21 protein-coding genes are annotated in these 23,166 nt (G+C 45.5%); 5 read left to right on the plus strand and 16 right to left on the minus strand.

Features of this window, described 5'->3' with window-relative positions; translation table 11 throughout:
- Positions 1–30: 30 nt before the first annotated feature.
- The 15 genes from WA381_RS13860 to WA381_RS13925 all read right to left on the minus strand — a co-directional run bounded on the left by WA381_RS13860 (position 31) and on the right by WA381_RS13925 (position 17,191).
- On the minus strand, positions 31–690 hold the full coding sequence (locus WA381_RS13860) for a response regulator (protein WP_014950680.1): 660 nt from the start codon (positions 688–690) through the stop codon (positions 31–33).
- A 272-nt stretch (positions 691–962) separates the two neighbouring features.
- Positions 963–1,823, minus strand: a complete 861-nt coding sequence (locus WA381_RS13865) for a hypothetical protein (RefSeq protein ID WP_156086928.1) — start codon at positions 1,821–1,823, stop codon at positions 963–965.
- Positions 1,824–2,022: 199 nt separating this feature from the next.
- Positions 2,023–3,252: a porin gene (locus WA381_RS13870; RefSeq protein WP_014980250.1), complete on the minus strand. Its 1,230-nt coding sequence runs from the start codon at positions 3,250–3,252 to the stop codon at positions 2,023–2,025.
- A gap of 281 nt (positions 3,253–3,533) precedes the next feature.
- Positions 3,534–6,029, minus strand: a complete 2,496-nt coding sequence (locus WA381_RS13875) for a TonB-dependent receptor (RefSeq protein WP_156086927.1) — start codon at positions 6,027–6,029, stop codon at positions 3,534–3,536.
- 120 nt (positions 6,030–6,149) lie between these two features.
- Positions 6,150–7,970, minus strand: a complete 1,821-nt coding sequence (locus WA381_RS13880) for an insulinase family protein (protein ID WP_156086926.1) — start codon at positions 7,968–7,970, stop codon at positions 6,150–6,152.
- 74 nt (positions 7,971–8,044) lie between these two features.
- Positions 8,045–9,205, minus strand: a complete 1,161-nt coding sequence (pqqE, locus tag WA381_RS13885; RefSeq protein WP_156086925.1) for a pyrroloquinoline quinone biosynthesis protein PqqE — start codon at positions 9,203–9,205, stop codon at positions 8,045–8,047.
- On the minus strand, positions 9,195–9,584 hold the full coding sequence (gene pqqD, locus WA381_RS13890; protein ID WP_156086924.1) for a pyrroloquinoline quinone biosynthesis peptide chaperone PqqD: 390 nt from the start codon (positions 9,582–9,584) through the stop codon (positions 9,195–9,197). Before pqqD ends, pqqE begins: the two co-directional genes overlap by 11 nt.
- Positions 9,584–10,339: a pyrroloquinoline-quinone synthase PqqC gene (gene pqqC / locus WA381_RS13895; protein WP_156086923.1), complete on the minus strand. Its 756-nt coding sequence runs from the start codon at positions 10,337–10,339 to the stop codon at positions 9,584–9,586. Before pqqC ends, pqqD begins: the two co-directional genes overlap by 1 nt.
- Positions 10,340–10,341: 2 nt before the next feature.
- Positions 10,342–11,262 (minus strand): pyrroloquinoline quinone biosynthesis protein PqqB, encoded by a 921-nt coding sequence (gene pqqB, locus WA381_RS13900; RefSeq protein WP_156086922.1) that lies wholly within the window; start codon positions 11,260–11,262, stop codon positions 10,342–10,344.
- Between the two features lie 72 nt (positions 11,263–11,334).
- A complete protein-coding gene (pqqA, locus tag WA381_RS21010; protein ID WP_071953288.1) occupies positions 11,335–11,406 on the minus strand; it encodes a pyrroloquinoline quinone precursor peptide PqqA in 72 nt (23 codons plus the stop codon).
- Positions 11,407–11,510: 104 nt separating this feature from the next.
- Positions 11,511–13,370: a leucyl aminopeptidase gene (locus WA381_RS13905; protein ID WP_156086921.1), complete on the minus strand. Its 1,860-nt coding sequence runs from the start codon at positions 13,368–13,370 to the stop codon at positions 11,511–11,513.
- Complete coding sequence (locus WA381_RS13910) at positions 13,367–14,149, minus strand: ABC transporter permease (protein ID WP_156086920.1); 783 nt, start codon at positions 14,147–14,149, stop codon at positions 13,367–13,369. The genes WA381_RS13905 and WA381_RS13910 overlap by 4 nt, the downstream gene beginning before the upstream one ends.
- A complete protein-coding gene (locus tag WA381_RS13915) occupies positions 14,149–14,871 on the minus strand; it encodes an ATP-binding cassette domain-containing protein (RefSeq protein ID WP_156086919.1) in 723 nt (240 codons plus the stop codon). Before WA381_RS13915 ends, WA381_RS13910 begins: the two co-directional genes overlap by 1 nt.
- Positions 14,862–15,845, minus strand: a complete 984-nt coding sequence (locus WA381_RS13920) for a PQQ-dependent catabolism-associated beta-propeller protein (RefSeq protein WP_156086918.1) — start codon at positions 15,843–15,845, stop codon at positions 14,862–14,864. Before WA381_RS13920 ends, WA381_RS13915 begins: the two co-directional genes overlap by 10 nt.
- Positions 15,842–17,191, minus strand: a complete 1,350-nt coding sequence (locus WA381_RS13925) for an ABC transporter substrate-binding protein (RefSeq protein WP_231506571.1) — start codon at positions 17,189–17,191, stop codon at positions 15,842–15,844. The genes WA381_RS13920 and WA381_RS13925 overlap by 4 nt, the downstream gene beginning before the upstream one ends.
- Before the next feature lie 184 nt (positions 17,192–17,375).
- On the opposite strand from WA381_RS13925, the gene WA381_RS13930 reads away from it, so the two are divergent.
- The 3 genes from WA381_RS13930 (at position 17,376) to pedF (ending at position 21,165) form a co-directional block, all read left to right on the plus strand.
- Positions 17,376–18,284, plus strand: coding sequence for a substrate-binding periplasmic protein (locus tag WA381_RS13930; RefSeq protein ID WP_014950665.1), 909 nt, complete (start codon positions 17,376–17,378; stop codon positions 18,282–18,284).
- Between the two features lie 300 nt (positions 18,285–18,584).
- A complete protein-coding gene (locus WA381_RS13935) occupies positions 18,585–20,372 on the plus strand; it encodes a PQQ-dependent methanol/ethanol family dehydrogenase (RefSeq protein WP_197044424.1) in 1,788 nt (595 codons plus the stop codon).
- Positions 20,373–20,667: 295 nt separating this feature from the next.
- Entirely contained in the window at positions 20,668–21,165 is a 498-nt protein-coding gene (gene pedF / locus WA381_RS13940) for a cytochrome c-550 PedF (protein ID WP_014950662.1), read from the plus strand.
- 144 nt (positions 21,166–21,309) lie between these two features.
- Here pedF and WA381_RS13945 read toward each other — a convergent pair whose 3' ends face one another.
- On the minus strand, positions 21,310–22,242 hold the full coding sequence (locus WA381_RS13945; RefSeq protein WP_014950661.1) for an AEC family transporter: 933 nt from the start codon (positions 22,240–22,242) through the stop codon (positions 21,310–21,312).
- Positions 22,243–22,426: 184 nt separating this feature from the next.
- Here WA381_RS13945 and WA381_RS13950 point away from each other — a divergent pair, with 184 nt between their 5' ends.
- A complete protein-coding gene (locus tag WA381_RS13950; protein ID WP_231506570.1) occupies positions 22,427–22,687 on the plus strand; it encodes a hypothetical protein in 261 nt (86 codons plus the stop codon).
- Complete coding sequence (locus WA381_RS13955) at positions 22,650–23,054, plus strand: GGDEF domain-containing protein (protein ID WP_231506569.1); 405 nt, start codon at positions 22,650–22,652, stop codon at positions 23,052–23,054. Before WA381_RS13950 ends, WA381_RS13955 begins: the two co-directional genes overlap by 38 nt.
- The last annotated feature ends 112 nt before the right edge of the window (positions 23,055–23,166 follow it).

The following is a 23,166-nucleotide window of genomic DNA, read 5'->3' on the forward strand; positions in this document are numbered from 1 at the left end:
TCTTCGGTGCACAGCAAAGATCAACAGGTCTTAATTAAATACGTATTGGTTAAAGTCGATATTCGCGGCACTGGCCACAACCTTTACTCGGTTGCTGGCGCCTAATTTTTTGAGAATAGATGAGACGTGAGACTTAACCGTGGTTTCAGAAATATTAAGCTCGTAGGCAATCACTTTATTGGCTAACCCTTGAGTTAGATATTTCAGTACAGTCAGCTCTTTTCGTGTTAATGAACGAATTTGCTCAGGCGAAATGCCGTTGTCATTGGTCATGCGTGTTCTGGTAGACGGCGTTCTCAATATCTCTGATGGTAAACACACGTTCCCTTCAAAAATACTCTCTATAGATGTGGCTATTTCTTCAATTTTGCTGCTTTTTGAAATAAAGCCAACGGCACCATAAGAAATGGTTTGCAGTATATTTTGCTTTTCCGTTTCAGCGGAAATAATCACTACAGGTACATTAGGGTGTTGGTTTCGAATTTCTAAAAGTCCGTTTAAGCCACAGGTTTCCGGCATATTTAAATCAAGCATGATTAAGTCGAACTTCGCGTCTTGCTCTAGCAACGTTAACGCTTCAGAAATTGAATTGGCTTCGAGGGTTTCTGAGTCGGGAAACTTTTTCCCTAAGATAGTAATCATTGCGTGACGAAAAATAGGGTGGTCGTCAATTATCAAGATACGGTGCATGGTCTTTCCCTCAGCTAAAAAAGCGACATTTGCCGCTGGCCTTGTGACTTATTTGGGCTGGCGTTTTATTCACACATAAGCCTTTTAGTAAGACAAAATTATGGCGTAAATGAAACGCTTCAAAGTGACCAAATTCTCCGAAATATTAAAAGCTAAACAGTCACTTCACGTGTTTACAATGTTAACATTAATATAACATTAAATCAGGCCTAATAAGACCAATGGCTTATAATAAAAAAGCACGTAAGACCAGTACTGACGGGACTTTCGTTCTATAACTCGTCAAGTAACTGCCTTCTTTTTTCGGCGTATTCTGTTTCGCTAATTAGGTTTGCCTTTTTTAGTGCGTCTAACCGTTTAAAACGAGCAACGATATCGTTTTCTGCTGGTAAGGGGGCCGAGCCAGCTACGTCTTTCTTACTGGGTGTGTTTTCCCTATTCGCTGGGGAAAGTGTTTCCTTTTCTACAGGTGCTTCAAATGCCAGCTGAGTCGGTGCGACCACCCAATCGAAGCGATTTTTCGTTTTGAGTTCTATACCAGGTGCGGAAAAAGAAAGTGGGGAATCGAATGAGAACTTTGCTTGTTTCCGGTTACCAAAATCAAAGTCGTATTTTACCAAGCCCTGAGAAGTAGGATCATAAGCCATTTCGTAGGCTTTATTGGCTACTTTGTCGAACTCGCCAATAAGAATATTGAGCTGGTCGTCTGCAACGAAAATACTGCCTGCAACGTAATACGTTTGGGTTTTAAGGCCTGCCAAATAGCGCTTCTCTTTACTAAGGGCAAAAATTACGTCTTGCTGAGCAGTCGCTGTTCGCAGCGCCTCAGGCAGATAGGCGGCAAGTAACGCAACTTGTTCGTTGGAAAAAAGCGGTGTTGACGTATTTTTGTTCTTAACCACATCAATAGCGCTAAGTATGGCGGATACATCCTGCTCTTGCAGCGTAAAGGGGTGCTGGTTGGCACGCATGTCACTGTCTGTTTCGTTTTGCTTTTCAACAAGGCGAATAAAATTGTTTTTGTCCTCCTGAAATATGACCTGTGCGTCTGCGATATGTACTGTCGTTATGAAGAGTAGGGCTAACAGAATGGGTTGAGCTGAACGTAATGAAAATAGAGATATATTTTTCATGATCTTTCCTTTTTCAATAGGAAAAGCGAGAGTAAATCTCGCTTTTTTATGTCATATCTTTTAGCTTAATTTTAATTTCTCAATTAAGTGTAAAATTAATCAGTTTTTTATCATTAATTAAATGAATCGAGTAATTTTAAGTTTCAGAGTAATTAGATATAAGTTCAATGTTAAAATATGACTGATTTTTAATTCTCAATTAAAAGAACACAGTGCCACCTAGTTGAATTAGGGTTAAGTCTTCTGCGCTGTTATAAATTCCTTGCGCAGATTCTGAACCATCAATATCTAAACTTAGATTTTCGTATTTCGCGTACACCAAGAAGCGCGATCCAAAATATTGTTCTGCTGCAACGCCCCATTGACTAAGCTCTGAGCCGGTAACGCCATCTAAATGAGCCATGCCGTATTGGTCGTTATAACTGGCATATTCAGCATAGAAAGCAGAATCACCAAAGCGATTAAACTGTTTTCTTATGCCTGCTTTAAAGTAATAAGCATCTGTATCGTCACCCGACCCAACAATCGCATCGTCAGCTTCTTCCATCTGATAAGTGGCTACCCCAAATACTCCTGACTCAATATGCATGAGCCCTGCTTGCAGTTGCAGCGTAGTTGAACTGTTGCCCCCAACATTGCTACCGCCATCTTTATTCACTGAGTAACCTGCATGAAGGTTAGTTTTGAAGCCTTCGTGCTCAGCCGCATACTTAACCGCAATATCGTAAATTTCGTCGTTTGCATAACCTACTGCAATACTCACGTTGCCCATTTGAGGGAGATCGTAGCGCACACCGTTGCGATATATGCCGTTACAGTCAATACCAATACCCAAGCCAGGCGTAGCTAAGCACTGAGCAAATTGACCCCACGCGACATTGGTTGAACCTTCTTCTACGCCTCGAATAAAGAAGCCATTTGCTCTAAATAATGGAGAAATTCCCGACCAGATTGTGCCAGAAGGATCGGCTAGAACGGCAATGTTATCGGTGGGAAGGCTTTGTAAACCAATGGTGATTTTACCCCAGTCGCCACCAAAGTAGAGGCTACTGCCCAACAGGCCTATGTCGCCGCCGTTGAAGGTGTCTAAGTTATCCTGATTGGCAAACAAAAGCGGGGTTTGATGGCCACCACCGGCGTAGTTGGGTGCGCCTGAAAGAGGTTCAATAATGACCTCAAAGCCCACGTCCATGCCTTGTTCTTCCAGTTTATAATTCCCTGAAAGCGTAATACGGCTGCCTAGCGTTGTACCGTTGTCTGAAAGTTGTGCCACATCACTACCCACACCGTCGTCGTAATAGGTTAAGCCTTCATTTATCCATCCAGAGATATTCCATGAATAGGGCTCGTCCTGGGCAAAACTATGGCTACTGACTGTGCTTAAAATGGCAATAGATAAACAGGTTTTTGTAAATGTATTCTTTTTCATTTTACTGTCCCAATATTGGTAGTGTTGATTAATTACAGTGGCTTTTTATTTTTATTTTTGACTGGTTTTAATGCTTTCGGTGTCCAGTAAATTGATAATAGGTTCTATTGAATTTTGAACCATCGGCCGTAAGGCGTGTTAATCTCCTTCTTTAGTAGCGGGAAAATTAAATGTATAAATGATAAAAAACGCGACTACTGTGAAAAAGTAAGTCGCGTTTTTTTGATTTTTTTGCAGCTTTTGTGTGGATAAAAGCGCGTGTGGTAACAACTGCTATCTGATTAGAATCTCGCTTTTAGATTTACACTGACCATTCGCGGTTGTGCGGGGCCCACGAACTCTGCACCTTCTACGTCGGGATAAATATCTTCTAATACCTCATCAGCCTCGCCATACGTGCCAAAGGTTTCATAGTCTTTGTCGAACACATTATTCACACGTAGCGATGCGGTAAATGTGTCGTTGAACCGGTACGATGCATAAATGTTTGCAATAACGTATCCGTCAATCTTTTCGTTTTCGTTAGCCTCATCGCCCCTAAAGTACTGACTAGATGCTGAAATAACTTCTGCGCCTAAACGCGCTTTATCCGTTAAGGCGTAATCTGCGTAGAGCTTGACTAAATGCTCTGGCTGGCCTGGAATTTTGTCACCTGGTGTTACGAGTCTGTCTGGACCCTGAGGGTTAAAGGGGCTAAACGACGTGAATGTCGATTCGTAGGTTGCGTTAAGATAGTTGTAGTTTAACCGGTAGGTTAGTTTTTCCCACGTTGAGCCTACGCTGAATTCAACGCCCTGACGCTGGGTTTCATCAACGTTAATAAAGTATCCGCGAGAGGCAACAGAGCCTGCTTGTTGGAAGATAATGTCATCCTTACTTCTACTGTGAAAAACATTTAGCATCAGGTCGATGTTATCAATGCGTGTGGTGTAGTTCGCTTCAATAGTTTGGGTGACCACCTGATCAAGAGGAGGATCGGCCACAAATCCATTCGGTAAGCGGCACGGGTCGTCTTCATCTGCACAGCTTAACTCTGCTGGGCTTGGCGTTCTTGAAGACTGGCTGATTGCAAGATTCAACTGGCTTTGCTCATCAATAGTAATGTCTACCCCTACCGCTGGGTTAAATTGGGTAAAACGGTGATTGCCGTCCAATGAACCTTCACCGTCATCAATCAGGTCTTCCATAACAATATGGTCTCGGTTAAAACGTCCACCAAGATTGAGTGATACGGCTGAAGAGAGCTGTGTACTATTCATGAAAAATAGCGACCATGCGGTGGTGTCTACATCTAATCTAACCCTGGCTTCTTGTGCCATGAGCCCGTCGATGGGTAAAACGGTGCGTGAGTCTTGTGCAGATTCGTTTTCCAAAATACCAAATGTAGTATCAGCGGCGTAGTTAACATCTCCTTTGGTGTAGCTGGCACCAACAATTAACTCTGAACTGAAGCCGCTTAAGGCATATTGTTTTGCTAGCTGAAAAGATAACCCAGTAGCTTTGGCGTCTGTCCGGCCCGTATTGTATGTTCCATCAAGTTCATCTGCGTCCACATCTGATATTTCGGCAAGCGCGGTGTCGTCATCAAAGCCAATAAATTCAACCGCTTCTATATCGTCGCCTTCGCCTACAACAGGCAAATCATCGTCATCATCGTCGTCGCCATCATCATCACTATCAAGCGGAGCATCATCATCATCGTCGTCATCATCTTCAAATTCACACAGTGTTACGCGTCCATCAGCGAACTGGCAGGCACCAAAATCACTGTCATCGCCGTTGATTGATTGAGTTTGTGTGTCGCGATAAAACATATTGGCGGTTAAAGATAAGGTGTCAGTTAAAACGAAATCACCGGTTATATTAACGTGCGTAAGTTCGTTGTTGGTCTGATCGGGGTGGGTGTAGACCGCTTCTCTTCCTTCAATATCCAGCAGTTCAATAGGCGACGCACCATTTCCGAGTAACTCGTTATCGGCCATAAAGAGGTTCATGTCGAGATGCATTTTGTCACTTTTATAGGCAAGCGATGTAAATACTTGCTGCACTTCAGATGGCGAATAGTCACGCCAGCCATCTTCCTCATAATGATTCAGGTTCACGTAATACGCCCAGTGATCGTTATGACCACCTGATTCCACAGACGCGGCTTTCTGGCCGAATTGTCCAGCCTGTAAATCTATTTCATTGGCGTTGAAGCTAAACCCTGTTTTCGTTCTTAGCGCAAGGGCACCGCCTAGCGTGTTTTGGCCAAACAGAGGATTTGAACCAGAGTACAAAGAAACGGTATCTATAGCATCTAGAGGCATTAGGTCCCAATGCACAGTATCGCCAAACGCTTCATTAACCCGACCGCCGTTTAAGTACACCGAAATGCCCTGAGGTAGACCAAGCAGCGGAGAGGCAGTAAACCCGCGGTATTGCAGATCGGGTTGAAACGGATTGTTTTGAACATCGTTTAGGTTCACGCTTGCCAGTTGAGTTTTGAGTAGCTCCGGTAGTGAACGGTTGACGCTCCCTTCAATATCGTCTTGGGTGAGTGTCTGAACGTTACCAAATACAGCAGAGTTATTGCTGTTGGCGCTAAGCGGTGTCGCTCCCTGTACCTCTATAACCTCGTAGTGGTCCATTGCATCGTTAGCTTCTGCAGCAGAGCTAAACGCATAGGTTACAGCGCTTGCAATAATCGCAAGAGCAAATGGTGAACGGGCAAGTTGATGTGTTGGGGATTGTGCAACGTTTTGGCTAGAGCTTTTAGTAGAAATTCGCGTAGGCATGGTCTTGACTGCTTCGTTATTATTTATACTTTCAGTATTGCCTTAACCATTCCCTAAAAATATCCTCCTTAAGTGGGAGGAAGTATCATAAATTGGTAGCAGTGTTTTTTCCCGAATTCCCTACGAGAGAATCGATAAAACCTTATGACACCAGTTTTCACGCTCTGTGATATTTGTGTCGCTGGCACCAAATAGAAAAAGGTTATTTTCATAGGTTGCAGCGCCCAGTGCGTAGCATTCCCCCGAGGTTCTTGGTTGCCAGAAAAGGTGGTGTGCCAGTACCGCTTGTAGTCTTGACTGTTGATAGAACGCGATGCGATACACCCAGTGCGAGGCTAAATAACCAGAATCAGAATTTAGAGAAGCCGACTCTAGAGTTATTGAGGATGATGGAATGGAAAACGGCGTTAAGTGCGAAGCAATGTGTTCAGCGTTAAAGCGTTTCAAATTGGTGGTCTTGTTGGCGAGTGGCCGCAATAAACGTGGAAGTGCAGGCAAGTGCTCTAACGCAATAAAATGTCGGTATTTAGAGGTAAGACGCGGTATTGAAAGTGACTGGTCGCTATTGGAAGCGCTGGCTTGCGCGGAAAAGTCTTTGCGTGCCTTTCTAATCCGCTCGAGAGCGACTAACTTTTCTGGTGAAGGTAGAGCCCTCAGGTAGGAGTGCGATACCTTATTAGCACTCGCTAAATAAGTGCTTTTGGTGGCACAATCTTTGGCGGCACACTTGTTCGAATCCAACGCATCTGTTAGTTGCGCAAAATAGCGAATAGCCGCCCCCACACCCTCTGCATGTTTATCAGTGTCTGGCATTGGCTTTGAAGGTCTAATATCAAATGAGGCAAGACACGCGGATACCACATGTTTTAGTTGTCGCAGCCTTTTATCATTATCATCGCTCACGAGCTTGTGTGTCAGATTTTGTGAAAGCTTTGGAAGTGCTTCTATCGAAAGCTCGCTTGCTACTTCCTTCATCGCTTCGTTTGTGACGAGGCGAATTGCAAAATTGCCTTGTTGATTGATTTCGGGGTCGATAAATAAAGTGTTTTTAAGGCCTGCTACGGTGCTAAGTGTTGCTTCTTGCTGTAGTAAACCATTTAAAAAGCACTGAGGAAACCACCAGGTTAATACATGTCTTATTGATTCGTTTTCGCCTTTTGTCGTTTGCGCATCAAGAGAGGCTTCTTTGTCTAAATGTGAGTGTTCACGTTGAGATGCGTGCTGACTCAGTGCAGCGTTCCTGTTCAGTGTTGATTCTTCGCTCAAAGCAGCTTTCTCGCTCAAGTTTTTTTCAGCGCTCAAGGCTGTTTCCACGCTCTGCGCTTTCATTGAGCTCAGGGTTTTCATTGCGCTCACGGCTGTAACAACCTCCTTGCACTGCTCAAAAAAGTGGGCTGAATTACTGTAAACCAGCGTGGTGATATTGCTTGGCTGATACCACTGGCGTTTGTAGTCTTGAAGCGCTTGAATGCTGTTGCTGCCTATGGTTTGTGTAAAACCACCCGCGTGTTGATAGGCATTTTTATGGGTATCGGCCAATCGAATAGCGGCGTTTAATGCATAGTCGCTGTTTGCCTCTAGCATGGCGAGCTCGTTAAAAATAACCCCGTCACGCTCTAAGGTAACCTCATCGGTACCGTAATCCCGGTTAAGCAGGCCACAGTATAGGTAATTTACAGCATCAAGCAGCACGTTCGCTTTTTCAGACGAAGCGAAAAAGAAGGTGTACTCGGCGAGTGTGGTAGCGTTAATAGTGACAGGCAGAAGTGTATTAGCCGTAAAAAGCTCGTGGGCAGCAGGGTATGGGTGAGAGCGTCGAAAGCTCATGTGCTCAGCTAAATGAGACAACCCAGTGTGGCCTGCTGCAGGGGTTTTTAGCGCAAAAACAACGCTATGTACTTTTGACCCAGAGCCGGCATCAATGAAATGAAATTCAGACATACACTTTTATCATTGCGGTTTAACGGTATCTCTTTTTGTTTCGTACTTATCGCAGCCCATTTATTTCCTAGTACTTACCTCGTAGCACTTACTTCTAGAATGGGAATCGGCTTTTCCACCTTCCGATACTGTAGTGCCTTCGACGGTGCAGTACCTGCTTTATCGGTAATGCCTTTCATCAAATGGTGATCGGGCGACTTGCTGCAAACCGGATCCGTCTTATACATATCACCTGTTAGCAGGTAGGCCTGACATCGGCAGCCGCCAAAGTCTTTACCTTTTTCATCGCAGTCCCTACAGGGCGACGGCATCCAACTATCGCCACGAAAATGATTAAAGCTAAAGTCTTGGTGCCAAATATCGTGCAATGAACGTTCTTTCACATTAGGAAAACGAAGGGGCAATATCTTTGCACTGTGACACGGAAGGGCACTGCCATCTGGCGTTACGGTTAAAAACGTTGTGCCCCAGCCATTCATGCACGCCTTAGGGCGAGATTCATAGTAGTCGGGCGACACAAATATGAAGGTTGGCCCTTTACCGTTTTGCTGCGCGCGGTAGCGGTTCACTGCGGCCTCAGCTTCCTGTAGCTGCTGTGAGGTAGGTAACAGATGGTCTCTGTTTTCATAGGCCCAGCCGTAATACTGCACGGTAGCTAGCTCGACAAAATCAGCGTTCAGCTGCTCGCTGAGCGCCATCACGTCTTCTATTTCGTGAATGTTCTGCGCGGTAATACAGAAGTTAAGCACCATAGGGTAGTTGTATTGTTTTACCAGCTTCGCAATTTTAAGTTTTTGTTCAAATGAGTGACGCTTGTTGCCTATTAAGTCGTTGACTTCAGCATTGGCTGCCTGAAAGCTCAGCTGAATGTGGTCAAGGCCGGCTTCTTTGAGTTTGGCAATACGTTTTTCTGTCATGCCAATGCCAGAGGTGATCAAGTTGGTGTAAAAACCCAAAGCCCGCGCATAAGCGACCAAGTGCTCTAAGTCTTTTCGAAGCAATGGCTCTCCGCCAGAAAAGCCTAATTGCACGGCGCCCATTTCCCGCGCTTCACGCAGTACACGCTCCCAATGCTCAGTAGAGAGCTCATTAAATGTTTCTTCCATATTTACTGGGTTTGAGCAATAGGGGCAATGCAATGGGCACTGATAAGTAATTTCGGCTAGGAGCCACAGCGGAGGTGTTATGGTATTTGGTACGTCGGTTTGTAAATCAACGTCTGTATTATTCGTCATAGCGGATCCACTTCTTTTGCTCGGCATGGACCAGAAATGCATGAACATCTTCTTCTAAATCTTCAGGTGCATCAGGGAACGCCTGGCGAAGCTCAGCACAAATGGTATTTTCCGTATTGCTGCCATCTACTCGCTTAAGAATTTCTGCCGCAGAAGGATTAAGTTTGATCATTCCTTCGGGGAACAACAAAACATAACAACCCTGAGCTTTCTCGTACTGCATGCGAAAAAGCGGATTTAAAGACGCTGTTTTGTCTCTTGTGCCGCAGCCCTCGTTGTTGTGACTGCTGCTATTTTCAATGTTATTTTCCACGTTATCAGCACCGACGCTATCAGCATCTAAGTGGTGTTCGATTTGTGATTGTAAATTCGACATCATTAAAACCTCCCTTTATGGCACACCCGCTGGTCGGCAATACCATCAAACGGCTTTCTCTTGTATTCATAGGCAAAGCAAATGGCATCAGCAATGCTCCACAAAATATCAATTTTGAACTGCAGTATATTGAGCGCATGTTCTTGCTGTTGTCGGGTAACAAAGTGGTCAAGGGTAATCTGCAGGCCATGCTCTACATCACGGCGCGCCTGACTTAACCGCATTTGAAAGTAGGTAAAGCCTTCACTATTAATCCATGTATAGTGCCCAGGCCAGGTATCTAATCGGCTTTGATGTATTTCAGGGGCGAACATTTCAGTTAACGATGAGCAGGCAGCCTCTTCCCACGACGCACGGCGGGCAAAATTCACATAGGCATTTACTGCAAATTTAACCGCTGGCAACAGGTGGGTTTCATCAAGTAGTTCACTGCGGTTCAAGCCTACCGCTTCGCCCAACCGCAACCAGGCTTCTATGCCGCCCAGTCCGTCTTCACCTTCCCGTCCATCATGATCGATTATTCGTTGGATCCAGGTTCTGCGAACCGATTGATCTTCGCAATTCGCTAAAATTGCCGCGTCTTTAACCGGTATTGCCATTTGATAATACAGTCGGTTGGCCACCCAGCCCTGAATTTCATCAACGCTGCAGTGTCCTTCATTCATACGTTTATGAAAGGGGTGATGAATATGGTAGTAAGCGCCTTTTTCTCTCAGTTTTTGTTCGAATTCTTGTCTAGACCATGCGTTTTCTGTCATTACTACACCTCAATTTCCATACCGTCGTAAGCCAATTCAATGCCTTGCTCACACAGGCTGTGATAAGCACTGGAATCTTCGTCAAGCACGCGATTTGTGTTGTTGATATGAATTAGTACTTTACGCTTAACGTTAAATTCATTTAGCAGCGCAATGGCTCCGCCCTTTCCATTAACCGGCATGTGTCCCATATCAGTGCCCAGCTTGTTGCTAAAGCCGTGATCTATCATTTCTTCATTGGCCCACAGCGTACCGTCAAATAGCACGCAGTGAGATTCGCGCATTACTTGTTTTACTGTGTCGTTTGCCTGCATACATCCCGGCGCGTAAAAAAGCACGTTGCCCGTGGTGTCGTCAGTTATCTTCAGGCCGATATTGTTGCCCGGCACAATGTTGTCGCGATATGTCGAATAAGGGGGCGCATTAGACTCTAGTACCACAGGTTGGAAAGTCAGGCCTTCTGCCCCCTTTGGTACAAAGCGTTGATGATAATCGGTATTAATTGAATGCTGCTGTAGTCCGCCGTGCCAGTGTTTTAATACGGTAAAAAGCGGGAAGCTGGTGGTTAGGTCTTCGGCAACAACATCGGTACAATAAACGGGAAGGGGTAAGCCTTCGCGCAATGTTAGCAGGCCTGTAGTATGGTCTATTTGACTGTCGGTAAGCACAATTGCGCTTATGCGTGTGCCGCGAGAAACATGGGCGTCGGGCCACAGCTGCGGGTGGCTATTCATCTGCTCCCGTAAATCGGGGGAGGCGTTAATGAGCACCCAATTTTTACCATCACTACTGACAGCAATGCTCGACTGTGTTCTGCCTTTCGCCTTTATTTTACCTTCGCGTAAACCCTTACAATTTGGGCAGTGGCAGTTCCATTGCGGAAATCCACCCCCGGCGGCAGCACCAAGAATCAATACGTGCATAACAACTCCATACTACAAGTAAAAAAAGGCTGCGTCGGCAGCCTTTTTGTTCATCATCCCAGAGGGCGTTGCCTAGCGGTTATTGATGTAAAGAGTTACTTCAAAACCAAGGCGCATTTCTGTGTATTGGGGTTTAGTCCACATAATTGTTCCTCTTCTTTATGATTAAACGCATGACTGAGTATATGTTGAATATGTGTTAACAGATATCCTCCTAAGGGAGGAGAACTGTCATGAATTTTGATGATTTATTGATTATTTTTGATAGCACAGCTGCTTAAGTAAGATAACAGCAGAGGAATAGGGCGGCCGGTTGCCGATAAAGATTTGGTGTAGGTAAAAGCGGTTCCTGCCACATCGAGGTGAGCCCACGGGGTGCCGTCAGCAAAGCGAGAGAGAAAGCAGCCTGCCGAAATAGCACCGGGAGAGTTTATACCCGTATTCATCATATCCGCGTGCTGAGAGGTAATGGCGTCTTGATATTCTGGCCAAAGTGGGAAAGGCCAGCACCTGTCGTTAGCCAGTTCACCCGCTTCAACTAACGCACTTTCAAGCGCTGGAGCGTTGCTAAAAAGCGCAGTGGCTTTGTGCCCCAGTGCGCTAATGGCCGCGCCGGTTAGGGTTGCAATATCAATAATAACCGAGGGGGTGAACTGTTTCGCGTAGCTGATTGCATCGGCCATAAGCATACGCCCTTCTGCATCGGTGCTCATGACTTCCACGGTTTTTCCTGAGTGCATAGTGATAATGTCACCCGGGCGATAGGCTTTGCCATCAATCGCATTATCGGCGCTCGCCACAATACCAATAATATTTATATTTAACCCCAGCGTGGCAACCGCCTGAATGACGCCCAATACACAGCCAGCGCCTGCCATGTCGTAAATCATATGGCGCATATCAGGGCTGCGTTTTAACGTTATGCCGCCGCTGTCAAACGTTACGCCTTTGCCGATTAACACTACCGGCGGTGAATTCTCTAAACCTTTGGCTGTATAGCGAAGAATAGGCATGGTGGCAGCAAACTGTGAACCTGCATTTACCGCTAAATACCCGTTCATGCCTAACTGCTTTAGCGCACTTTCATTGAGGATATCGCAAGACACCGTATTAAAGGTTTGCGCCAGATGCAGAGCTTGTTCGGCCAGATAATCTGGCGTACATAAGTTGGCTGGCATGTGGGCGAGATCTTTAGCCCACGTCATCGCGGCATTCAGGGCTGATTCATAGCGGATAGTGTGTGAAACGAGACGCTTTTGTGCTTTATTAAAATGCTTGGCATCTAATGCAAGAGACAGCGTGCCCCTAATATCAGTTGCTTGGTTAATTGCTTCATTAGTTGCGGCGTTTTTTTCAACACTATTTGCGTTGTTGTTGTCGTCGCGGGCTCGACTGCTAGAAACCGAACGATTATTCGTCTTATAGCCCTTAAAGTGATAGCCGTGCTTGAAATAGCTTCTAAGTAGCGCACTCAGAAATGGTGAGTGGCTCGCAATGGTGTTAACAGGGTCGCTGCTTACTGTTTCAGTGGTAGAAAGCGCCATTAACGCCAGCTTTTCCAAGGTTACCGACAAGCTTTTAAGCTTTTTAAACAATGCATCGAACTGCTGTTCTAAGTAGCGAAATGCTGGCGCGTTAGTTTGCTTCAAGTCACTAGTGCTTTTCGAATAAAACGCGGAGTTTGAATCGCTAGCGTAGCTTGAGCGGTTAACCATGGAAGGGTCATTAGTTTTAGATAAAGTCGAGGCACAGCTAGAGACGTTGGGTGCATCTGACGCTTCAAAAAGCGCAAAATCGACACCATAAAACAGTACCCGTTTTACTTCAGCTAATGGTTGGCTAATTTTGTTTTTTCCGCTGTTTTCAGTGTCTGAGATGTAACTTGTTTTAAACGCCTTAAGGCCTTGTACTAATACACATTGGCCTTTATTTCCTGCAAAACCTTCATCGTCAAAAACCTGCTCAATGTATGTCTTAGCGGGTGTTGAAAAGTGAAAGAGTTGGCTCGCTAATAACTCGGGCGTAGTTAAAATAAGTAAGCAGTCACTATCGTCTAACGTTTCAACTTTATTGCTTTCATTAGCCCAGGTTAGGTTTGCTTTTATCACGAGAAGCGCCCTTTTGAGGCTTTGGGGCGAAAGCTTCTAACAGCCAAAATAAAAGTGATAGCCGTAAGACAAAGTACAACGGCTAGCGCGTTGTGTTCGAGTTTTTCATAGAGCGCAAATCGCAGTAATTCTACGCCGCTACTAAAGGGGTTAAAGGCGCAAATCTGATACAGCCATTCGCTGGCCTCACGCATTTTCCAAAGCGGGTATAGGGCGCTTGATAGAAAGAACAACGGGAAAATGACAAAATTCATGACCCCGGCAAAGTTCTCTAGCTGCTTAATATAGTTTGCCAGTAATAGTCCTAACGAACCTAAAAACAATGACAGTAGCGCAATAACAGGCAACGCATAAACGTATCCCAACGCAGATAGGCGTACATCCAGTAAAAGCGCAAAGGCAAAGAAGATGTATACCTGAATAGCGCTTACCAAGGTGTTGGCTATAAGCTTGCTGCCTAGCAGAAAAGGGCGGGGAACCGGGCTTAACAGCAGTACTTTCATGCTGCCCATTTCTCTGTCGTACACCATGGACAATGAACTTTGCATATTATTAAAAAGCACAATCATGGCGGCAAGCCCAGGTACAATGTACTCTTCGTACAAAATATAACTCTCGTAAGGCTCGGTCATTGAAAGACCGAGGGCCGAACGAAACCCTGCGGCAAAAACAAATAGCCAAAGCAGCGGGCGCACCAATGCACTTAACAGGCGTGTACGTTGCTGCCAGAACTTCAGCATCTCTCGGGTAAGTACACCCACAAAACAGCGCCAATACATCAGGAGCCTTCCTGCATCAAATGCTGCCAAAGGTGCTCAATATCCTGTTGATGATACTTGGCTAACAAGGCTTCACATTGGTCGTGGGCTAACACTCGTCCTTTTGATAAGACTATCAAGTTGTTGTTGTGCTTCACTTCTTCAAATAAATGCGTGGCCCATAGTACACTTACGTTTTGCGAATGAGCGAGTGCTTGTACTACCCGCAAAATAAGATGACGGGATTCTATATCTAAGCCAACGGTAGGCTCGTCTAATAGCAGCAAGGATGGCTTGTGAATAAGGCAGCGAGCTAACTCGACCCGACGTCTGTGCCCGCCATTTAAGTTGCGAATTTTTGTGTTGAGCTTACTCGTAAGATCGAGCTCGTCGAGCAGGCCTTGAATATGAGATAGCGCGCAAGTGGTAGTTATGCCGTGGAGCGAAGCAAAGTAGGACAAATTTTGTTTTACCGACAGGTCGATATCTAAGGTACTTTGCTGAAATACCACGCCCATTTTCGCCATAATACTTGTGCGAGATTGAGACAGGGTAGCACCATCAAAGGTAATGCTGCCTTGCGTGAGTTTTTGAAGGCCCGTAATAAGCGCAAATAAGGTACTTTTGCCTGCGCCATTTGGTCCAAGCAGCATGGTTAAGCCTGGTTTTAGGCAAAGGCTTATATTGTCCAGCGCGTGGTGGCCGCCGTACTGATGTGAAACTGCTTGAACCGCTATTTCCATTTAACCGCCACGCCCCAAGGGTATCGCCCCACTTTTACCGTATGCTCTACGTTTAACGTGTGGGTATTGATGACAGAAACATCACCGCTTACACCGTTAGTGGTCAGCAATAAAGACTGATCTTGGTTAAACGCTAATTGCCACACTCGTCGCCCAACCAAAATGTAGTCTTCCACTTCAAAGGTATCGGTATTGATGACCGCTATGCGATTCGCTGGGCCAAGCGCCACGAAGGCGTAGGGCTTATCTTTCATAAGCACAATACCCACTGGCTGAACCTTGTCGCGATAAACGCCTTTAATGGCAAAGGAAAGGGTCTTCACTTTTTGCTTAGTAGCAGTTTCGAAAATACTAACGGTGCCACCTATTTCCGAGCTTACCCAAAGGTACTTGTCATCTCTGGTAAAGTGAGCATCTCTGGGTCTTGCGTCAACCAAGCTATTTGCAATATTTTCATGCGTTTTGGTATCTATCCAGTGCACCATGTTAGTGGTTTCTGATGTGACGACCATCATGCTGCCATCGTGACTCACAGCCAGCCCCTCAGGCTCTACGCCCACATCTATCTGAGAAATGACCTGAGCCGTTGGAATGTCGATAACAGTAAGAAGGGCATCGTCTTCATTAGCTGTGTAAATAGTGGTGCCGTTAGGATGTAATGCTATGGTTTCAGGATCTGCACCTGAGGGAAGATCGCCCACTATGGAATGGGTAGACAAATCCATAATTTGAATGCGATCAGCATCAGAGGCACAGATATACGCGTGGGACTGGTCTGCACTTAAAATAAACCCTCGGGGGCGCTCTCCAACCTCGATAGTTTCAATCACATCAAATGTCGTCATATCAATGACAGATAGCGTGTTGTCTTTTTCGTTAGTGACATACGCTTGAGGAAGTGCAAAGGCTTGAGGTAGTGCAAAGGCAAAGCTTGCCATTAAACTGCCAAGCAAGAGTGCAAAGCGATAGCTCATAACTTGTCCTTACAGGTAGTGTGTGTTGCGCCTAATGTGTCCAGTTCGTTGGTTTGGTGCAGAAAGCCTTCAAGGGGCGCATGAGTCACCAGTGCGTCTTCGTGGGCCAGCGCAATAGGCTGACGAAATTGGTGGGTGTAGGGGCGAATAGAAAGAGGGCGACCTTTATAGGCACCCAGCGTGTAGTGGTCGCTAAGCAAGGTTTTAAATATTCCCTGCTGCGTTAAATTGCTTCCCTGCTGCGCAGCATTTGCCACCGCCGTTACCGCAAGATACGCGGCGAAGTCGACTTCATTCATGTGTCTGTTAAACGTATCGTTAAAACGGCTTTGAAGCTGACGGGCGCCCCATTGTTCGTGGGTAAAGTGCCAACCTAGTGCTTTTAGGCCGGCAGCGCCTACCACAGGTACGGGATAATAGGTGTTAAAGGGTAGGCTATACGCGAATTGCGCCGCGCTATCGGCGGTAAAAACAGCCTGATAGGTTTCTGTTGTTCGCGTAAATTGAGGAATTTCAGCAAAGGCAGCCCTGCGTAAATCAAAACTGTCCTGCCACTGTTTAGTGTCAACAAGTGAAAGCTTGAATTTCTTAGCGCTGCGTTTGAACGCGGCTAGGTATGCAGCATCGTCAGCGGTTTTTCCGTAAACTGCAAATATCTCGTCAATACGCTTAGTGCGAAACCACTGGGCTAGCGCGTCGGCTTTCATCTGATAACTGGGGATTGTATGAAACAAGGGCAGGCGACATGAATTTTGTCTAAGTAAATCATCGCTATTAGCTACGTTAAAAAATACGGCATTAGGAAGCGTGTTTTGAATAGTGGCAATCAACTGCTCAATTGAGGCAGCCATTACCTCATCACTGCTTTGCATATCCAGCAGTACAACAGGTGCAATATCGCCTTGCTGATTGCTGCTTATTTCTTTGTGATTTGCGTTAGCACTTGAACTAGAGTGCTGGTGTGTTTTAGCTAAAGAAGCTTGCAGTTCGCCGATAGAAGGCACACTGATTTCAGTTAACTCAAACTGATAACCAAGAAATTTTCCCGTGATATTGGCATCCTCTATCGCCACACTTGCGCCAGCTGTCCCTTCATTGCTGGGGGACTTTAAATAGTCTGGTGTGCCTGGTGGAGATGTGCCCGCAACTTTTATGTAAATGACCACAATAGTGGCAAAAGAGGCCTGTGGTGCAGCTTGTTGAGTATGTGAAGGTTGCGCTTCATTAAACGCGAGCGCGCTGTTTAAAAACGACAACAGAACGCAGCAAAAAAGTGACGCTACACACTTTTGATAACGCTTACCGGTTAATCGTCTTTCAACCGTGCTTTTTACACCCTTTGCCATATACCACCCCGAGCTCAGCTGCATGCTTTTGCTGATATCTGTTTGTCTGACATAAGGGTATATGGCAATTTTCCCGAAGAACATCCTCCTAAAGGAGGAATGCTATGGCGCTAAAGTAGCATTAGTAAAATCACGCTAACCCCTTAGTATGCTTAAGAAGTTCGATTAAATAAGTGGGTAAGCTGTGCAGTTAGTTAAACCTTTTCGAGTTATTTTCATTTTACTCTGCCTGATAACGGGTTCTGCGCTTTCTGCGTTCGGGGAAGCAAGATCGTTAGACGATATTAAAGACAGCGGTTTAATTAGAATTGCGGTGTACACCGACTATCCTCCATTTTCATTTATTGAAAACGACAACCCCACAGGTATTGATATTGATATCGCCCGTGAAATCGCGAGCGCCCTTGGTGTTGAGCTAGAACTGATATGGATGACACCAGGTGAAACGACAGAGGACGATTTCAGAAATTACCTATGGAAGGGCCATATAATTCATCGCATTAAGGCTGATGTGATGATGCGCGCACCTTACGACCCAAGCTTTTCTCAAAAACGTGACGACGTGGGCTTGTTGGTTAATGAGCTTGTTCATATGTTTGCCCCTTATCAGCGTGAAAGCTGGCAAATCATTCACAACACGCAAACCTTGCCCGAAGTGGAAACCATGGGCATGTTTCAGTATCACACGATTGGGGCGGAAATAGACAGCATTCCCCACTTTTACTTAACGTCAGCGTTTGGCGGCCGATTGCGAGAAAAAACATCGCACTATGGTTCAAACGCAGAAGCGATTGACGCAATGAAAGCAGGAACCGTCGAAGCGGTAATGGGATTGCGCTCGCAAATATCCTACCTCAGTCAGTTTGTTGATAATGAGCAATATCGCCTTGCAAGCAACGCGTTTCCGCTTATTGGAAAGCAAAAGTGGGACATAGGACTTGCTGTTCATACTAATTATCGCGCACTAGGCTATGAAATTGGTGATGTAATTACGCGAATGGTGGTAGAGGGTGATATGCAACGGTTATTTGAGAAATACAAAACTATTTATGAGATGCCGCCTTATTTTGCGGGGAATGAAAGTTCAGAATAAGATAATTCAGTATAAAAGCATGTGACCAATAGCGTTCAGAGCGATAGTACATTAGGCAATAACTCTATGGCCAATTGCCTTCTTACCTCTAGCGCCGTTATCAGTCACGCATTAGTTTAAAAAGACGTGAAAGCGTAAAGGTGTTAAACAAAAGGGAAAATAGCCCTTCATTCCTCCTCCTAAAGGAGGAGTCAAATCACTCCGCTGTTGCATAGGCATCGACATCCCCCCTAGCTATGCTAATCCTAACGAATAGTCTGAAACAGACCATTTATGGCCTACATGCAACTAGGAACCGTTATGAATAATAATATGCCAATTAAAAAACTTGCCTTATCTATGCTGGTTTGTGCAAGTGCGTTAACTCCTGTCCATGCTGTTGTCACCGACAAAGATATTCAAAATGACCACGTTACCACTGATGACGTAGTGACGTATGGAATGGGCTTGAAAGCTCAGCGCTACAGCCCGCTCACCGCCATCAACCGCGATACAGTAGAAGAAGTACGTCCCGTGTGGGCGTTTTCATTAGGTGGTGAAAAGCAGCGGGGTCAAGAATCGCAGCCTCTGGTAAAAGATGGCGTGATGTATGTAACCGGATCTTACTCTCGTGTGTGGGCCATCGATGCGAGAACTGGTGAAGAGCTATGGCAATATGAAGCGCGTTTGCCAGACGGCATTATGCCTTGCTGTGACGTGATAAACCGTGGCGTTGCGCTTTACGATAATCTGGTCATATTTGGCACCTTGGATGCCAAGTTAGTAGCACTGGATAAAGACACGGGCAAAACTGTTTGGAAGAAAAAAGTTGAAGACTACCGAGCGGGCTACGCCATTACTGCAGCGCCTATTGTAGTTGACGGAAAAGTCATTACAGGGATTTCCGGTGGTGAGTTCGGGATCGTCGGTAAAGTGTATGCTTACGACGCGAAGTCTGGCAAACAGCTATGGGTTAGACCTACCGTTGAAGGGCACATGGGGTACTTATGGAAAGACGGTAAGAAAACCGAAAATGGTATTTCAGGCGGCGCGCCAGGTAAAACATGGCCTGCTGATTTATGGAAAACCGGTGGTGCAGCAACGTGGCTAGGTGGTACTTACGACTCAGATACAGGCTTGCTATTCTTCGGTACGGGTAACCCTGCACCGTGGAACTCTCACCTACGTCCGGGCGATAACTACTTCTCGTCGTCGCGCTTAGCTATCGACCCTAATACAGGCAAAATTGTGTGGCACTTCCAAACCACACCACACGATGGCTGGGACTTCGATGGCGTAAACGAGCTTATCTCGTTTGATTACCAGGAAAACGGCAAGACAGTGAAAGCGGCGGCAACCGCCGACAGAAACGGCTTTTTCTACGTCCTTAACCGCGAAAACGGTGACTTCATTCGCGGCTTCCCGTTTGTTGATAAATTAAACTGGGCAAAGGGACTGGATGAAAAAGGTCGACCTATCTACATTGAAGAAAATCGCCCAGGAAGCCCAGCGCAATCAGCTGATGGTAAACAAGGTGCACAGGTCGTAGCGCGTCCTGCGTTCTTAGGTGGTAAAAACTGGATGCCAATGGCCTATTCAAAGGATACTGAACTCTTTTATGTGCCTTCAAACGAATGGGAAATGGATATCTGGAACGAGCCTACCTCTTACAAAAAAGGTGCAGCGTACCTTGGTGCGGGTTTCACCATCAAATCAGTGAATGAGGACTTTATCGGCGTACTTAAAGCGATTGACCCCAAAACAGGTAAAACCGTTTGGCGCTATAACAACTTCTCTCCGCTTTGGGGCGGCGTGTTAACCACAGGTGGTGGTCTGGTTTGGGCCGGTAACCCTGAAGGTTATCTTATGGCCTTTGACGACAAAACTGGCGAAATGGTTTACAAGTTCCAAACTGGCTCAGGTATTGTTGGCTCTCCAGTGACATGGGAAATGGATGGTGAGCAGTACATCTCTGTACTATCAGGATGGGGCGGCGCAGTGCCATTATGGGGCGGTGAAGTTGCAAAACGCGTGAAGCACTTCAACCAAGGCGGCACCGTGTGGACGTTTAAATTGCCCAAGCGCTATCAGCAGGTGGCAAAAAACTAACCTTAGCTGAGCAGTATATAGTGATTAATACATGGCCAGCGCCTAGGTGCGCTGGCCTTTTTTTCTTCACCTATTCATTTACCTGTTAGCAAGGTAAGTCTTCATCATTCTTATGGGCGTTATTTCGACTCTGACTTTAGCACTAACGTTGAAGCAGCTATTGTAAAGCTTGCGCTTTCAGTGGCTATCATTGTGGCCTCCTACCAAAGGAGGAGCCTTTCAAAACCAAAGTAGAGTTACCCCTTATTTCCTCGTACGTATACTTAATTCATAGTCTTTTGAGGATGTATGAATTATGAAAACAAAAATATCGATGTTGTTTGCGGCACTCGTGGTGACTGGCTTGTCTGGCCACGTGCTTGCACATGGAAATGTTATCCCTCAAGGAGCAGATAGCTCAGCTATGCCGCCAATCACTGATGGCGATGAGTCTGAAAATGGCTGGGTGTTTGAAAACCCATATCGAAGCCTTGATGAAGAAACCAAAACGAAGGTCATCAAGTTTGGTGAGTCAGCTTATGCAAATAACTGTGCAGGTTGTCACGGCTTGCACGCGCAGTCTGGCGGAATAAACCCAGACCTTCGTGAACTCGACCCAGAAAGTTTTGAAGACGACGAATGGTTCGTTGAGCGCTTGCGTTTTGGCTCGGCGAAAGGCATGCCTGCACTTGGCGGTATTCCTGAAGGTCAAACCGATCCTATCTTAGACCAAGAGACACTTTGGGCTATTAAAACCTACGTTGAAGCACGTCGCGTTGTGGCCATTGAAGAGGGTGAGATCGAAGCAGATTAGGGCGACGTCTGTTACGCCTTTTTCGCCGGGTTAACGTCGAGTTACCCGGCGCTTTTCGTTTCCAATACCGTCTAACAACACATCAATAGCTTCACTCTTCACTGTTTATAAACTTAAAATGCGCTTAACAAAGGCGTATTTTCATCACACCAGCTGTAGTTTACTTAATATTCCAAAGGCGAGGGCGGTAATAGGCAGAGATGCCAATGTGCTCACTGCGATGATACTTGCCGCCAAACGATAATCACCGCCTAAGTTTCTAACCATGACATAGCTTGCTGCAGCAGTAGGTGAAATGGCGAGAAGAAGAACAATGCCCAGCTCCATACCTCTAAATCCAAAAGCATAAGCAAACGCGACTAATATGGTGGGATAAACCACGCATTTACTGGTTGTGCTAAGCACAATGTTAAACCAGTCACTGGAGAATGAGCGGAACTGTAGGGAAGCTCCGGTACAAATAAGTGCAAGTGGCAGTGTTAGCTGCGCAAAGTATTCACCGGTTTTTATCAAGGTGGTGGGCAATTGCCATTCGAAGTAAGAGAAGGGGAGCGCTGCCGCGATAGAAAGAATCAGCGGGTTTTTCGCCATGCCAGTAACTTGACCCAACAAAGAACGCGACGTGCCTTGATAAAAATTAAGAACAAAGACAGACAATACGTTAAACAATATAGTAATACACCCCATATAGACCGAGGCTACAGCAAGCCCTTCTTGCCCATAGGTATTGGCACAATAAGCAAGGCCAATAATGCCCATATTGGCTCTGAAACCGCCTTGTACAACCACACCTCTGGCTTTGTACGGATGTACGGTCAGATGAGAGGTAATCATCAGAGCGGCAAAAACAATGAGCGTGCCCATAACTCCAACGCCTATCAGCGATAGGTTGGCGGCTTTAGAAAAGTCTGCTCGCGCTATCGATAAAAATAATAGCGCAGGGAGCGCAACGTTAAATACCAGTTTAGATCCAGCTTCTATAAACCCTTCATTGAGCCATTTAATGCGAAAAAATAGCCATCCCATTAACAGAAGGATCAAAACAGGAATCAGCGTGCTGGTAATAAAACTAAGCATAAAAGATACGTAAGCCTTTACATGTGGAAACGAAACAACATAAAAACGCATTTGTAGAATATTGATGAATTTAACCTATTCACAAACGGTTTTGATAAGCGTAACTTAATATTTATATAAGAAAGGGTTGCCGATACAAAAGCTTGCCCTGTGTTTAAAAGCCCCTATTCAAAAGAATTGATGTATGAAAGCACTTCTTTTATTTATTGGTTTTGTAATAGTTAATTGCTTGTGGGGCGGGCTCTCTCACGCTTACGCTAAAAGTACTGCGTCTTTAGATAAAATGCAGTTAGTTAACGACAAGCTGTGGATGTATTACGAGGAAGGTAGTCAGCTTACTGCTGAAGACATCCTGACTAAATATCAGCAGAATACACTTATAAAAAATACTAAAGGGCGCGTTAGTTATGGGTTCACTGGTAACACGGTTTGGGGGGGCTGTTGAATTAGATTCATATAGTGTTCTTGTTACTCATATTGCTAAAAATAGCCCAATAAAAGTCGCTGAAGAAATTAAAGGGCAAGTTAGGGGCTCTGACATTACCTTTCGCTGGGGCGGAGAAGAGTTTTTGGTATTTTTGCCCCATACTCGGGTGCATTACGCCAAGCAAATTGCCAAGAATCTCCGCGTACACCTTTTCACCCACGACATCAACAAATTCATACGAGTGACAGTAAGTATAGGTGTGGCAGGAACCTCGCCAGGCGAAGAGGATATAAATATTCTCATTAAACAGTCAGACCAAGCCTTGTACCTAGCGAAAGCAAAAGGTCGAAACAAAGTGGTGATTTGGGAGGAAGATTCAGAATAAGAGGAAGTAACAAAGAGGAGAAATAAAGGGAAGTATCTAGGGCCTGTTGACCTTTGGTGTACGAATTTTGGTCTAAATGGAAGCCTTTTAATCGCGAAACAGTCCTGCAAGC

Origin of the sequence: Alteromonas sp. CH_MED4-4 (assembly GCF_037029575.1) — a bacterium.
Lineage (GTDB): Bacteria > Pseudomonadota > Gammaproteobacteria > Enterobacterales > Alteromonadaceae > Alteromonas > Alteromonas macleodii.